This window comes from Rhodosalinus sp. K401, assembly GCF_041365735.1.
Classification (GTDB): domain Bacteria; phylum Pseudomonadota; class Alphaproteobacteria; order Rhodobacterales; family Rhodobacteraceae; genus Rhodosalinus.
Window position 1 is genome coordinate 71,240 of record NZ_JBGFSI010000002.1, and the last position, 12,774, is coordinate 84,013.

The 12,774-nt window shown below is 70.6% G+C and carries 14 protein-coding genes; 7 read left to right on the plus strand and 7 right to left on the minus strand.

What is annotated here, in order from left to right; translation table 11 throughout:
- Positions 1-24: 24 nt before the first annotated feature.
- Positions 25-492, plus strand: coding sequence for a peptide-methionine (R)-S-oxide reductase MsrB (gene msrB, locus AB6A66_RS02785; protein ID WP_371054708.1), 468 nt, complete (start codon positions 25-27; stop codon positions 490-492).
- Positions 493-505: 13 nt separating this feature from the next.
- Here the strand turns inward: msrB and AB6A66_RS02790 are convergent, their stop codons facing one another.
- Entirely contained in the window at positions 506-1,132 is a 627-nt protein-coding gene (locus AB6A66_RS02790; RefSeq protein ID WP_371036722.1) for a DnaJ domain-containing protein, read from the minus strand.
- A gap of 73 nt (positions 1,133-1,205) precedes the next feature.
- Between AB6A66_RS02790 and AB6A66_RS02795 the strand changes: the two genes are divergently transcribed.
- Positions 1,206-1,463, plus strand: coding sequence for a BolA family protein (locus AB6A66_RS02795; protein ID WP_371054709.1), 258 nt, complete (start codon positions 1,206-1,208; stop codon positions 1,461-1,463).
- Here AB6A66_RS02795 and AB6A66_RS02800 read toward each other — a convergent pair.
- The 6 genes from AB6A66_RS02800 to pepN form a co-directional block, all read right to left on the minus strand.
- The gene (locus tag AB6A66_RS02800; protein ID WP_371054710.1) at positions 1,460-2,035 is read right to left on the minus strand and encodes a DUF4177 domain-containing protein; all 576 of its coding nucleotides are present in this window, start codon (positions 2,033-2,035) and stop codon (positions 1,460-1,462) included. The genes AB6A66_RS02795 and AB6A66_RS02800 overlap by 4 nt on opposite strands.
- A 431-nt stretch (positions 2,036-2,466) precedes the next feature.
- A complete protein-coding gene (gene gatB / locus AB6A66_RS02805) occupies positions 2,467-3,978 on the minus strand; it encodes an Asp-tRNA(Asn)/Glu-tRNA(Gln) amidotransferase subunit GatB (RefSeq protein WP_371036719.1) in 1,512 nt (503 codons plus the stop codon).
- Positions 3,979-4,063: 85 nt separating this feature from the next.
- The gene (locus AB6A66_RS02810) at positions 4,064-5,248 is read right to left on the minus strand and encodes a hypothetical protein (RefSeq protein WP_371054711.1); all 1,185 of its coding nucleotides are present in this window, start codon (positions 5,246-5,248) and stop codon (positions 4,064-4,066) included.
- An 81-nt stretch (positions 5,249-5,329) separates the two neighbouring features.
- Positions 5,330-6,205, minus strand: a complete 876-nt coding sequence (locus AB6A66_RS02815; RefSeq protein ID WP_371036717.1) for a lysophospholipid acyltransferase family protein — start codon at positions 6,203-6,205, stop codon at positions 5,330-5,332.
- Positions 6,206-6,321: 116 nt separating this feature from the next.
- Positions 6,322-6,753 carry a hypothetical protein gene (locus AB6A66_RS02820; protein WP_371054712.1) on the minus strand — a complete coding sequence of 144 codons (432 nt, stop codon included), beginning with the start codon at positions 6,751-6,753 and terminating at the stop codon, positions 6,322-6,324.
- 4 nt (positions 6,754-6,757) lie between these two features.
- Complete coding sequence (gene pepN, locus AB6A66_RS02825; protein ID WP_371054713.1) at positions 6,758-9,307, minus strand: aminopeptidase N; 2,550 nt, start codon at positions 9,305-9,307, stop codon at positions 6,758-6,760.
- An 82-nt stretch (positions 9,308-9,389) separates the two neighbouring features.
- Here pepN and AB6A66_RS02830 point away from each other — a divergent pair, with 82 nt between their 5' ends.
- From AB6A66_RS02830 to AB6A66_RS02850, 5 genes are all read left to right on the plus strand, one after another.
- Positions 9,390-10,937: an FAD-binding domain-containing protein gene (locus tag AB6A66_RS02830; RefSeq protein WP_371054714.1), complete on the plus strand. Its 1,548-nt coding sequence runs from the start codon at positions 9,390-9,392 to the stop codon at positions 10,935-10,937.
- An 8-nt stretch (positions 10,938-10,945) separates the two neighbouring features.
- Positions 10,946-11,092 carry a DUF2256 domain-containing protein gene (locus tag AB6A66_RS02835; RefSeq protein WP_371054938.1) on the plus strand — a complete coding sequence of 49 codons (147 nt, stop codon included), beginning with the start codon at positions 10,946-10,948 and terminating at the stop codon, positions 11,090-11,092.
- A gap of 79 nt (positions 11,093-11,171) precedes the next feature.
- Positions 11,172-11,951: a gamma-glutamyl-gamma-aminobutyrate hydrolase family protein gene (locus AB6A66_RS02840; protein ID WP_371054715.1), complete on the plus strand. Its 780-nt coding sequence runs from the start codon at positions 11,172-11,174 to the stop codon at positions 11,949-11,951.
- 66 nt (positions 11,952-12,017) lie between these two features.
- The gene (locus tag AB6A66_RS02845) at positions 12,018-12,572 is read left to right on the plus strand and encodes a flavodoxin domain-containing protein (protein WP_371054716.1); all 555 of its coding nucleotides are present in this window, start codon (positions 12,018-12,020) and stop codon (positions 12,570-12,572) included.
- On the plus strand, positions 12,569-12,772 hold the full coding sequence (locus tag AB6A66_RS02850; RefSeq protein WP_371036710.1) for a DUF2892 domain-containing protein: 204 nt from the start codon (positions 12,569-12,571) through the stop codon (positions 12,770-12,772). Before AB6A66_RS02845 ends, AB6A66_RS02850 begins: the two co-directional genes overlap by 4 nt.
- Positions 12,773-12,774 lie beyond the last annotated feature (2 nt).

Here is a 12,774-nt window from a genome sequence, read left to right on the forward strand (position 1 = left end):
TAAGCGTGCAACGGAGGTGCATCCATGGAACGCCGATCCTTTCTTGCGACGCTTGGCGCCGCGCTCGGGCTTGGCTCGGCGGCGAAGGGGGCCGAGACCGGGTTCGAGGTCTCGCGCTCCGACGCCGAGTGGAAGGCGATGCTCAGCGATCTGGAATACCGCGTGATGCGGGAGGAGGATACCGAGCGACCCTTCACCTCACCGCTGAACGAGGAGAAGCGCGCGGGCACCTATCTTTGCCGGGGCTGCGAGCAGCCGCTCTATTCTTCCGAGCACAAGTTCGACAGCGGGACCGGCTGGCCGAGTTTCTGGCAGGCCCTTCCCGGCGCGATCGGCACGCGGACCGATTGGAAGCTGCTGTTCCCGCGCACGGAATGCCATTGCAGCCGCTGCGGCAGCCATCTGGGCCACATCTTCGACGACGGCCCCCAGCCGACCGGCAAGCGGCATTGTATCAACGGGGTCTCGCTGGTGTTCCGCGCCGACGCCTGACCGCCGCCGCCGCTCACTTGAAGTTGCGGCTGTCCTTGATCTGATCCCAGGCCCACATGACCTGCTGCAGCTGTTCTTCCTGCGAGCGGTCGCCGCCATTCATGTCGGGGTGCAGCACCTTGATGAGCGCCTTGTAGCTCTTGCGCACCTCGGCCTTGCTCCAGTTGTCCTTGGCGTCGAGGATCTCGATCGCCTTGCGCTCGGGCGCGGGCAGGCGGCGGCTGTGGCCGTCCGAGCGGCTGCCTGGGTTGCGCGTGGCGTTTTCGCCCAGCACCTGATGCGGGTCCTCGATGCCGAGCCGCGCCCAGGCGCGCGCCTCGGGGTCGCGGAAGTCGCGGGTGTTGCGCTCCCACACCTTGTCCTTCGACATCTGAGCGTTGAGCTCGGCCTCGGTCGTGCCGTCGAAGAAATTCCATTTCAGGTTGTACTCGCGCACATGGTCCTTGCAGAACCAGTAATAGTCGTCGAGCACGTCGGGGGCCTTGGGTGCGCGGTAGAGGCCGGCTTCGCGGCATCCCTCCTTCTCGCACAGACGAGTCGAGGTTTCGGACGCCCCGGACATGCCGCGCCTGCCGCGGGAATTCTTCTTCTTCGCCGCGGAAACCGACATGTCGAAACCGAACGGATCAGGTCTGCTCATGCTCTCACCTTTTCGACTCGGACGTGTGAGTTTAATCTGCCCCGACACGATTTGAAGAGGCCGGAGGTAAAATTTGACACGCACAGACGCGATCCGCGCGGCGCTCGAGGGTGCCTTTGCGCCGACCCGCCTCGAGGTGGTGGACGAAAGCGAGCGCCACCGCGGCCACGCGGGCTACCAGGAAGGCGGCGAAAGCCACTTCCGGGTGGTGATCCGCGCCCCGTCCTTCGCCGGCCAGTCGCGGCTTGCCCGGCACAGGGCGGTGCACGAGGCGCTCGGGCCCGACCTCGTCACCGCGATCCACGCGCTCTCCCTCGACATCGACGCCTAGCCCCGGGGCCGCGGCGACGGATCCGGTCCTTCGGCGCCGCGGCCTTCACCGGCATCGTCCGCGTCGTCATCGCGCGCCTCCCGCTCAGGTTTCCGTGCCAGCACGCGGGGCAGGGCGATCGGATCCTGCGCCGGCCCCGCGCCGGCCCCGGAGGACGCGTCGGCGCTTTCGGCGTCTTCCCCTTCCTCGACCGCGCGGGCGCGGCGTGCCGCGGCCGACCGCGTCAAGGGCGGCATCGGCGGGAACCCGTCGTCCGGTGGCGGCATATGTCCCTCCGGCGCTTCGGCCGGCGCGGCGAGCAGTCTCGGCGTGTCGCGGCTCGCGCCCCCGTCCGCCGCGCCGCGCAAGCGGCGGAAGACCAGCAGGTTGCGCCACTGCGTCGCGGTGCCCGTGAGCCCCGCGCGTTCTTCGCTCGGCAAGGTTTCGGCCCGCACATACTCCCAGCCGTCCTCGCCCATCTGGTTCATGAGCCGCTCGATCGCCAGCGCGAACCGCGCCTCGGCCGTCTTTACGCCGCGCGCCTTCTCGCCCCGCTGAGGAGCCGGGACCACCTTGTACTCGTAATGCGCCACCCCGCGCCTCCCAGCCGCTCAAGCCGGCGGGACGCTATCAGGTCAGGCGCGAAAGGGCCAGAGCGGACCCGGCGGGCGGCGTCACTCCGCCGGCGGGCGGCGACGTGCATCGATGCGCCGCGCCTCCGCACGCAGGAGCGGTATGCCCACGCCCGCCACGGCGAGCGCGACGAGGGGGACGGCGAATTCGAACATCGTCATGCGCGCGGCTCCTTCCTCAACAAGCGCAGAATATAGTGCGCCGCAACATGACGCGTCAGCCCGGCGCCACTCCACCACGCGGTGAGCCGGGAGAGCGCGGCACCCCCCTCGACAAGCGGGCGGATCAGGGCGAAGCCGATGAGCCCAGCCCCACCGCGTTCAGGAACCTCGAGAAGAGCGTCACCTGCTCGTTCTGGGCGAGGATCTCGTCGCGGAGCGGGCGCATCGGTTCAGAGCCCGAGCTTGCCGGCCACGATCTCGTTAACCGCCTTGGGGTTGGCCTTGCCGCCGGTGGCCTTCATCACCTGGCCCACGAACCAGCCGGCGAGCTTGGGGTTTTCCCTGGCCTTCTCCACCTGGGCGGGGTTCGCGGCGATCACCTCGTCCACCGCGGCCTCGATCGCGGCGGTGTCGGTGACCTGCTTCATCCCGCGCGCTTCCACCACCTCGGCCGGATCGCCGCCTTCGGTGTAGACGATCTCGAAAAGGTCCTTGGCGATCTTGCCCGAGATGTCGCCGGCCGAGATCAGGTCGATGATGCCGCCAAGCTGCGCCGGCGAGACCGGGCTCTCGGCGATGTCGAGGTCGTCCTTCTTCAGCCGGCCGAAAAGCTCGTTGATGACCCAGTTCGCCGCCGCCTTGCCGTCGCGCCCCTCCGCGACCTTCTCGAAATAATCCGCCGCCGCGACGTCGGCGGTCAGCACACCGGCGTCGTATTCCGACAGCCCCAGCGCGGTGACGAAGCGCGCCTTCTTCGCGTCGGGCAGTTCGGGCAGGCTTTCGGCGATCGCGTCCACCCAGCCCTGCTCGAGTTCCAGCGGCAGCAGGTCGGGATCGGGGAAATAGCGGTAGTCATGCGCCTCTTCCTTGGAGCGCATGGAGCGCGTCTCGCCCCGGTCCGGATCGTAGAGGCGCGTCTCCTGCACGACCCCTTCGCCGGCCTCCAGCAGCCGGATCTGCCGCCGTGCCTCGTAGTCGATCGCCTGCTGGATGAAGCGCATCGAGTTCATGTTCTTGATCTCGCACCGGGTGCCCAGATGCGCGGGATCGCCGGTTTCGGCGAACTTCTCGTAGGCGCCGGGGCGACAGACCGACACGTTTACATCCGCGCGCAGGTTGCCTGACTGCATGTTGCCCTCGCAGGTGCCGAGATAGCGCATGATCTGGCGCAGCTTCGTCAGGTAGGCGGCCGCCTCTTCCGGGCCGCGGATGTCGGGGCGCGAGACGATCTCCATCAGCGCGACGCCGGTGCGGTTGAGGTCCACGAAGGAGGCGCCGGGGTCCATGTCGTGGATCGACTTGCCCGCGTCCTGTTCGACGTGGATGCGCTCGATTCGCACGCGCCGCGCGACGCCGGGCGCCATGTCCACCAGCACCTCGCCCTCGCCCACCAGCGGGTGATAAAGCTGGCTGATCTGGTAGCCTTGGGGCAGGTCGGGGTAGAAATAGTTCTTCCGGTCGAAGGCGGAGCGCAGGTTGATCTTCGCCTTCAGGCCGAGGCCGGTGCGCACCGCCTGCTCGATGCAGAACTCGTTGAGCACGGGCAGCATGCCCGGCATCGCCGCGTCCACGAACGAGACATTGGAATTGGGCTCGGCGCCGAACTCGGTCGAGGCGCCGGAAAAGAGCTTGGCCTTCGAGGCGACCTGGGCATGGACCTCCATCCCGATGACCAGTTCCCAGTCGTGCTTTGCCCCGGCGATCACCTTGGGCTTCGGAGGCTCGTGGGCGAGATCGAGCATGGCGGGTCCCCTGCGGCTGATGGCACCCGATGGCCTTAGCCAAAGCGCCGCGCGGTTGCAATTCCCCGCGCGTCGCCTGGCCCCGTCAGGCCGCGGCGAGCGCGGCGCGGGCGAGCGCTGTGCCCTCGGCCACGCGGCGCGGGCGCGGGGGCACGGGCCGTTCGGGGCCGATCGCGGCGGCGGTCTCCGCCCAGACCAGAGGGTGTATCTCGTGCAGGTGGTCGCGGCAGACGCCCGGCGCCCGGTCGTGCACCGCGGCACGCCGCGGCGCGATCGCGGGGTTTAGCCGCGCCCGGCCGTGATGCGGCGCCATGGTGAGGGCGCAGAAGGCGGCCACGGTGTTCGCCGCGTGCTGGTCGCCATGCCGCGCAGCGGCGGCGTCGAGCCCGGCCAGGAACCACTCGAGGTCCAGCCGCTCGAAGACGCGTTCGTCCTCGGCCAGCGCGTCCATGTGCGCCCAGAAATAGCCCGCCGGGCCCAGCTTCGCCTCGGAGAGGGCTGCGGCCTCCCGCGCCGCCCGTTCCAGCGTGGCCAGCGTGCCGGTGCGCCGGGGCAGAAGGCTGCGTCCCATGTCGCGCAGGTGGCGCGGGTTCGCGGGGTCGCGCGCCACGAGGTCGAGATAGGCGCGGGCCCGCGCCTCCGGCCCGGGCCGACGCGCAGGAAGCTGGAGGCAGCGCGCGGCGGCGAAGGCCGCGCTGTCGCCCGCGGCCTCGGCGAAGCGGTCGAGGATCTGTCCCGCGCGTGCGAGATGGGCGTGGAGCGCGGCACGCGCCTCGGGCCGCGCCGGTTCCGTCGCCGCCTCGCGCCGCGCGGCCCATCCAAGGCTGAGATGCGTGTGCACCAGCACGAGCGCGACGCCCGGCGCACGGGGATGCGCGGCCAGCGCGTCCTCGAGCTGGGCCACGCCGCAGCCGGTGCGGCGCATCCGCTCGTCGGTGTCGAAACCGGCCTCGGCCGTCCAGAGCACGTCGGACGCCGCGCCGAGCGCGAGACGCTGGGCCACGGGCTGCCCGTCCGGGAGGGCGGCGCGGCGACGGTCGCAGGAGCGAACAAGCGTGTCGAGCTCGTCCCAACGCTCCTGCCGGGCGAGAAAGAGGCCCTGCGCCTCTTGGGTTGCCGCCTCCCGTTCCAGCGCGGTTTCCTCGATCACGGGCAGCGCGGCGCCGGCGGCGGGCCGGCGTGGCCGGGCGGGCGCCGCGGGGCGGAACCTCGTCCTGGCGAGACGGAGCAGCGGTGCGAGGGCGGGCGCGAGGGCGATGGATCTGGACATGATCCGAACGTCGCCGCGCAATCGGGCGCGGAAAGGGCGAAGTCGCGGAGAAAGCGGTAAATTCCCGCGGCGGGGATGCGGTCAGTTGGAGTCGAGCTGACGGATCCAGGAGGGGCGCCGGGTGTTGTCGAGGAGCGAGACCGTGGGCGCCCGCGGCCCGCCGAGGGCCAGCGTCGCGCGCCGCATGAGTTCGATGCCGTCTTCGGATTTCGCGGGGAGCGATGCGGGCGAGATCGGTTCGCCCACGGTCACCCGGAAGGGCTGCCGGTGCTTGTTCAGCGTCTCGTGGAAGAGCGTGATGTCGCGCAGGCTGGGATGAATGAAGTCGAAGAGATAGAAGAGCGCCGAGTTGCGCGCGCGGATGTTCACCGGGATCACCGGCAGTTCGAACTTGCGCGCGATCATCGCCGCCGACGCCATCCAGGGCCGCTCGTGCAGCGACAGTCCGCGGCGCTTGGCCAGCCGTCCTGACGGGAAGATGACGCCGAGCCGCCCATCCTCCACCGCGCGGCGGGTGTAGGCCATGGTCTCGCGCGTCTTGCCGTGGCTGCGCCGGTCCCGTCGCCACTCGACCGGCGCGATCATGTCGGTCATCTGCGGCAGCACGCGCAGGATGTCGTGGTTCGCGAAGTAATAGACATCGGGACGCAAATCCCCCAGCACCGCATGCAGCATGATCCCGTCGGCGATGCCGGTCGGATGGTTCGCGACGACCAGCGCCGCGCCGTTGCGGGGGATGTTGTCGAGGCCCGCCGCCTCCACGTCGCGGGCGAGTTCGCGCGTCATTGCCGCCATGATCCGGTCGGCGGGCAGATCCCGAAGCGCCGTGCCGAGCGCCACGGTCTTGTCGTAGCCGAGCAGCCGGTTCAGCACCCCACGGGCCGGCGCGACTGCCGGATGCTCCGAGAAAAGCCATGGCGCCCGTTCGGCGATCAGGGGGTCGATCCGGTCTTTCATGGCGCGAAGAAATCCACAGAGCTGCGACAGTGGTGTGACACCCACGTCACCATTGCACGGATTCGCGGCGACCGGAAGCCATTGGGCGGCGCAACGGCGGGAAACTGCAAGCCCTTCTAGAAAAGGGAAAAATGATGCCGCTCGGTGGAAACGCTGCGGGCGGCCAGTGCGGATTGAAGCTCGGCCGGCCGCGGCAGGCACTCCTGCGGCAGGCGGATGCGGCGGCCGGACCGAAGCACCAGCGTCACCCGGACGGAGAGGTCGAGCCTCGTGTCGAAGCGCGCGGTCTCGATCTGCGCCAGCGCCACCTCGCCGCTCCGGCGGCCGGCGTGCCACGCGATCCGCTCGGCGCCGAGCGCGAGACCGGCGCGGCGATCCGAGATCAGGTCCCAGAGCGCGGGCAGGGTGAAGAGCGCCGGGATGGCCAGCACCCAGAGCGCGGCGTCGATCCAGAGCACCGCCGCGGCCATCGCGGCCCACGCGCCGGCGAGCGCGATCGCCGTGCGCCGGTTTCGGCCGCGGGCCTCGTGGCGGAACTCTTCCGCCACCGGATCAGCCGAGCATCCGGTCCAGCATCTCGGCGCTGTCGCGCGAGAGGTCCGGCGCGCCGCGCATCCGCTCGAGCTCGGCGCGAAGCAGCGCCTGGCGCCCCGCGTCGTAGCGCCGCCAGGTCTGAAAGGCGCTCATCATCCGCGCCGCGGTCTGCGGGTTCACCGGGTCGAGCCGGATCAGCCAGTCCGCCAGCAGGCGGTAGCCCGCGCCGTCGGCCCGGTGGAAGCCCGCGTGGTGCATGGCGAGCGCGCCCATCACCGCGCGGAAGCGGTTCGGGTTCTTCCACTCGAAGGCGGGGTGCTCGGTGAGGCGGCGGGCGATGTCGGCCGTTTCGGCCGGGTCCGACTGGATGATCTGGAGCGAGAACCACTTGTCCATCACCAGGCGGTCGTGCTGCCAGCGGTCGTGGAAGGCGTCGAGTTCCGGCCCGCCCTTTCCCGCGCGCAGCAGGCAGCCGAGCGCCGAGAGGCTGAGCGTCATGTTGTCGGCCTCGGCGTATTGGCGCGCGGCCGCCGCGCCACCGTCGCGCCGCGAGATGAGGGCGAGCATCGCGCCCGCGAGCGCGCGCTTGCCCGACTGCTCGGCGTCGGGCGCGTAGGGCGCCGCCACCCGCATACCGTCGAGAAGCGCGGGCGCGAGATCGGCGAGTTCCTCCGCCATCGCGTCGCGCAGCGCCTCCGTCGCGGTCCAGATCGCGTCGGGGTCGGGCGTCGTGCCCGCCCGGTGTAGCGCCTGGGCGAGTTCCGACTGGGTGGGCAGCCCCGTGACCTGCGCGCGGAAGGCCGGGTCGAGGCTCTCGTCCCGCAGAAGCGCGGCGAGCCCCGACAGCCAGTCGGCGTCCGGCGCGGCGCCCTCGCGGATCGTCGCCATCAGGCTTTCCCGCGCGAGGCTCCGGCCCGCCTCCCAGCGGTTGAAGGGGTCGGTGTCGTGGGCCATGAGGAAGGCGCGTTCGCTCCGCGAGGTCACGCGCTCCAGCACCACCGGCGCCGAGAAGTCGCGCAGGATCGAGGGGACGGGCTTTGCCGCGAGCCCCTCGAAGGTGAAGCTCTGGCGTGTCTCGGTCATCTCCAGAAGGCGGGTCGGCACCGCCTCGTCGCCGTTGGGCGACAGCAGCCCCACCGCGATCGGGATCACCTGCGGCGCCGTCTCGGGCTGGCCGGGGGTGGGCGGCGTCTCCTGCGTGAAGGTGAGCGTGTAGGTGCCGTCCTGCCAGTCCTCCTCCACCGAGAGGCGCGGCGTGCCCGCCTGCGTGTACCAGCGCTTGAACTGCGACAGGTCGCGGCCCGTCGCGTCCTCGAAGACGCGAAGCCAGTCCTCGATGGTGCAGGCCTGACCGTCATGGCGCTCGAAGTAGAGATCGAGCGCCTTGCGGTAGCCCTCCTCGCCGATGAGGCGCTTGAGCATCCCGATCACCTCCGCGCCCTTCTCGTAGACGGTCGCGGTGTAGAAGTTGTTGATCTCCTGGTAACTTTCCGGCCGGACGGGATGGGCGAGCGGGCCCTGGTCCTCGGGGAACTGGCGGGCGCGCAGCATCGATACGTCGTCGATGCGCTTTACCGGGGCGGAGCGCATGTCGGCGGTGAACTGCTGGTCGCGGAAGACGGTCAGCCCTTCCTTGAGGCAGAGCTGGAACCAGTCGCGGCAGGTGATCCGGTTGCCCGTCCAGTTGTGGAAATACTCGTGCGCGATGATCGATTCGATGCGCTCGAAATTGGCGTCCGTCGCCGTCTCGGGGCTGGCGAGCACGGCGGCGGAGTTGAAGATGTTGAGCCCCTTGTTCTCCATCGCGCCCATGTTGAAGTCGTCCACGGCGACGATGTTGAAGACGTCGAGATCGTATTCGCGCCCGTAGACCTCCTCGTCCCAGCGCATCGATTTCTTGAGCGCCTCCATGCCCCAGGCGCATTTGTGCTCGTCGCCCGGCCGCACCCAGAGCGCAAGGTCCACATCCCGCCCCGAGCGGGTGGTGAACGTATCCCGCTGCGCCACCAGATCGCCCGCGACCAGCGCGAAGAGATAGGCGGGTTTCGGCCAGGGGTCGTGCCATTCGGCCCAGCCCTCGCCAGCCGCTCCCGGGTTGCCGTTGGACAGGAGCACCGGAAGATCGCCCTCGATCCGCACCGTGAAGGGCGCCATCACGTCGGGGCGGTCGGGATAGTAGGTGATCTTGCGGAAGCCCTCGGCCTCGCACTGGGTGCAATACATGCCGCGGCTCATGTAGAGCCCCTCGAGCGCGGTGTTGGTCTCGGGCGAGATCTCGACCTCCGCCTCCCAGGTGAAGGGCGCGTCGGGCACCGCGCAGGTCAGCCCCTCGTCGGTGATCTCGGGTGTGACCGGCGCGCCGTCGATCCGGGCCGCGAGAAGCGAAAGCCCCTCGCCGTGCAGGAAGAACGCGCGCGAGCGGGCGTCGGGGTTCGGGCGGAACCGGATCCGGCTTTCGACCCGCGTCGCGCGGGGGGCGAGGCGGAAGGTCAGTTGGACCTCGTCCACCAGATACGCGGGCGGCGCGTACTCGTTCAGGTAGACGGTCTGCGGCGCGGCGTCCTTCATGGCGGTCTCCTTCGGGCCGGGGTTTCCGGGCGGGTCGCGTGACCTAGACTTCCTAAGTCTCGGCAAGAGGCACGGCAAGACGATGGCTGGAGCGGTATCTGGAACGACGATCCTGTGGTTCAAGCGCGACCTCCGGGTGGACGACCACCCGGCGCTCGCCACCGCCGTGGCGCTCGGGCGCCCGATCCTGCCGCTTTACATCCTCGAACCCGGCCTCTGGGCGCAACCCGACGCGAGCGGGCGGCACTTCGCCCTCCTGTCGGAGGCGCTGGACGCCCTCGAAGACGCGCTCGCCCGGCTTGGCGCGCCGCTGGTCCGCCGCGTCGGTGCGGCGACGGAGGTGCTGGAGGATCTGCGCCGCGCGCATGACGTGACGTGCCTGACCAGCCACGAGGAGACGGGCAATGGCTGGAGCTATGCCCGCGACCGGGCGGTGGCGGACTGGGCGCGCGCGCAGGGCGTGACGTGGAAGCAGGTGCCGCAGTCGGGTGTCGTCCGCAGGCTGGCCAGCCGCGACGGCTGGGCGGCGCGTCGCGACCGGTTCGTCTTCGCCGAGCCGGTTCCGGCCCCCGGCGGCCTGCGGTCCCTGCAGGCCGAAAGCGACCCCTGGCCCGGGCCCGCGCGCCTTGGCCTCCGGCCCGACCCGTGCCCGGGACGGCAAAGCGGCGGGCGCGCGGCCGCCCTCGGGACCCTCGACAGCTTCCTGACGGAGCGCGGGCGCGACTATCGCCGCGCCATGTCCTCTCCGCTCGATGGCGCGACGGCCTGCTCGCGCCTGTCGCCCCACCTCGCCCTCGGCGCGCTTTCGGTGCGCGAGGCGGCGCGCGCCGCCGCCGCGCGGCAGCGCGCGGTCAGGGGCACGCGCGAGGGCTGGGCCGGCAGTCTGAAAAGCTTCCAGTCCCGCCTCGCCTGGCGCGACCATTTCATGCAGAAGCTCGAGGACGAACCCGCGCTCGAACATCGCTGCCTGCACCCGGCCTACGAGGAGCTGCGCCCCCGCGTTCCCGACGCTGCCCGCCTCGCGGCATGGGAGCGCGGCGAGACCGGGCTGCCCTTCGTGGATGCCTGCATGCGGATGCTGACCCACACCGGCTGGATGAACTTCCGCATGCGCTCGATGCTGGTGGCGGTGGCCTCCTACCACCTCTGGCTCGACTGGCGGGCCACGGGGCCGATCCTCGCGCGCCTTTTCACCGATTACGAGCCCGGCATCCACTGGCCGCAGATGCAGATGCAGTCGGGCACGACCGGCATGAACACCATCCGCATCTACAACCCCGTGAAACAGGGCCGCGACCAGGATCCGACGGGCGCCTTCACCCGCGCCTGGCTGCCGGAACTGGAACCTGTGCCGGACCAGTATCTGCAGGAGCCCTGGCGCTGGGAGGGTGCGAGCGCGCTTCTGGGGCGCGCTTACCCCGAGCCCATCGTCGACGTCCCCGCCGCGGCCCGCGCCGCGCGCGAGGCGGTCTGGGTCGTGCGCCGCGGCGAAGGCTTCCGCGATACCGCCCGTGGCCTCGTGCACAAGCACGCCAGCCGCAAGGACGGCACGGGCCGTTTCGTCGACGACCGCGCCACACGCCGCCGCCGCAAGGCCGCGGACGACCGGCAGGGGAGCTTCGGCTTCTGATGGGCGGCATGCGGCGCAAGGGCGATCTGCCCGTCAAGACCTGTGCCACCTGCGGCCGGCCCTTCGCGTGGCGCAAGAAATGGGCCCGGGTCTGGGACGAGGTGCGGTATTGTTCCGAGCGGTGCCGCCGCGCGCGCGGGCAGAACGGGGCCTAGCACCGCCCTCCGGGCCAAGGCCGGGGTTCCGCTTCGCCCGTAGCTGCCCTAGATTGTGGCGACGCGAGAGGTGAACATCATGGCACGGCCCGTCGTCGGCATCATCGGCAACCAGTACCTCATCAACGACCAGTACCCGACCCATGCGGGCGGGCAGATGAACTCGGCCGCGGTCTCCGGGGTCGCCGGATGCCTGCCGCTCGTGATCCCCTCCGACCCGGGGATCGTCTCGGTGGAAGAACTGCTGGAGGTCTGCGACGGTTTCGTTCTGACCGGGGGGCGGCCCAACGTGCACCCCGAGGAATATGGCGAGGCCGAGACTGAGAAGCACGGCGCCTTCGACCGGTGCCGCGACGCTGTCACACTGCCGCTGGTGCGGGCCTGCGTGGCGCGCGGCCAGCCCTTTCTCGGTATCTGCCGCGGCTTCCAGGAGGTGAACGTCGCCATGGGCGGCTCGCTCTACCCCGAGATCCGCGAGCTGCCGGGGCGGATGAACCACCGGATGCCGCCCGACGGGACGCTCGAGGAAAAGTTCGCGCTTCGCCACAAGGTGAGGTTCGGCGAGGGCGGGATCTTTCACAGGCTCATGGGGGCGCGCGAGGTGATGACGAACACGCTGCACGGGCAGGGCGTGAAGGACGCAGGCGCGCGCTTCGTGATCGACGGCTGGGCCGAAGACGGCACGCCCGAGGCGGCCTACGTGGCCGACGCGCCGGGGTTCACCCTCGCGGTGCAGTGGCACCCCGAATGGAACGCGGCGCGGGACCCGGTGTCGCGCCCGCTTTTCGAGGCGTTCGGAGACGCCGTCCGGCGCTGGGCGGCGGGCGGCCGGGACCGCGCGGCGCGGCTCAGCGCTTGATCCTGCTCAAGGTGCGGGCCGCCGGGCCGGGCTATGCTGCGCGCGTCCGGTTCGGGAAGACGCGCCATGAGGATCCTGATCGTCTACGCCACCACGGAGGGACAGACCCGCAAGATCGCGCGGTTCTGCGCCGATCGGCTCTCGCAGGCCGGCCATTCGGTCGAGCTTCTGCCCGCGGCCGACGCGGAGGAGATCGACTGGCCCCGCATCGCGGGCGCGATCCTCGCCGGTTCGGTGCACATGGGCCGGGTGCAGGAGGGGCTGGAGCGGTTTGCCGCCGCCCATGCCGGGGACCTGGGCGCGCGGCCGTCGCTATTCCTTCAGGTCTCGCTCGCGGCCGCGGGCGACGACCCCGAAGAGCGCGCCGACATCGAGCGCATCGCGGACGATTTCTGCGCGCGCACCGGATGGCAGCCCGACCGCACGCTTCAGGTCGCCGGCGCCTTCCGCTTCACGCAGTACGATTTCTTCCGCCGCTGGGCGATGCGCTGGATCGCGTCGCAGAAGGGCGAAAGGATCCGCCCGGGCGAGGACCGGGAATACACCGACTGGACGGAACTGGCGGACGCGCTCGACGCGTGGCTCGCCGCGACTTCTGAGCGAGAGGAGACAGCGAAATGAACGTGGACCGTGCCGTGATGGCCTTCGCCGGGGTGATCGTGCTTCTGTCGGCGCTGCTGGCCTGGCAACACTCCCCCTGGTGGCTTCTGCTGACCGGCTTCGTGGGGCTCAACCTGATCCAGTCGGCCTTCACGGGCTTCTGCCCGGCCGCGACCGTCTTCCGCAAGCTCGGGCTGCGACCGGGTTCGGCGTTCCAGTGAGC

Coding starts and splice junctions, on each gene's coding strand:
- msrB (WP_371054708.1), top strand. CDS start 25: ATGGAACGCCGATCCTTTCTTGCGACGCTTGGCGCCGCGCTCGGGCTT.
- AB6A66_RS02790 (WP_371036722.1), bottom strand. CDS start 1,132: ATGAGCAGACCTGATCCGTTCGGTTTCGACATGTCGGTTTCCGCGGCG.
- gatB (WP_371036719.1), bottom strand. CDS start 3,978: ATGCTCGATCTCGCCCACGAGCCTCCGAAGCCCAAGGTGATCGCCGGG.
- AB6A66_RS02810 (WP_371054711.1), bottom strand. CDS start 5,248: ATGTCCAGATCCATCGCCCTCGCGCCCGCCCTCGCACCGCTGCTCCGT.
- AB6A66_RS02815 (WP_371036717.1), bottom strand. CDS start 6,205: ATGAAAGACCGGATCGACCCCCTGATCGCCGAACGGGCGCCATGGCTT.
- pepN (WP_371054713.1), bottom strand. CDS start 9,307: ATGAAGGACGCCGCGCCGCAGACCGTCTACCTGAACGAGTACGCGCCG.
- AB6A66_RS02830 (WP_371054714.1), top strand. CDS start 9,390: ATGGCTGGAGCGGTATCTGGAACGACGATCCTGTGGTTCAAGCGCGAC.
- AB6A66_RS02835 (WP_371054938.1), top strand. CDS start 10,946: ATGCGGCGCAAGGGCGATCTGCCCGTCAAGACCTGTGCCACCTGCGGC.
- AB6A66_RS02840 (WP_371054715.1), top strand. CDS start 11,172: ATGGCACGGCCCGTCGTCGGCATCATCGGCAACCAGTACCTCATCAAC.
- AB6A66_RS02845 (WP_371054716.1), top strand. CDS start 12,018: ATGAGGATCCTGATCGTCTACGCCACCACGGAGGGACAGACCCGCAAG.
- AB6A66_RS02850 (WP_371036710.1), top strand. CDS start 12,569: ATGAACGTGGACCGTGCCGTGATGGCCTTCGCCGGGGTGATCGTGCTT.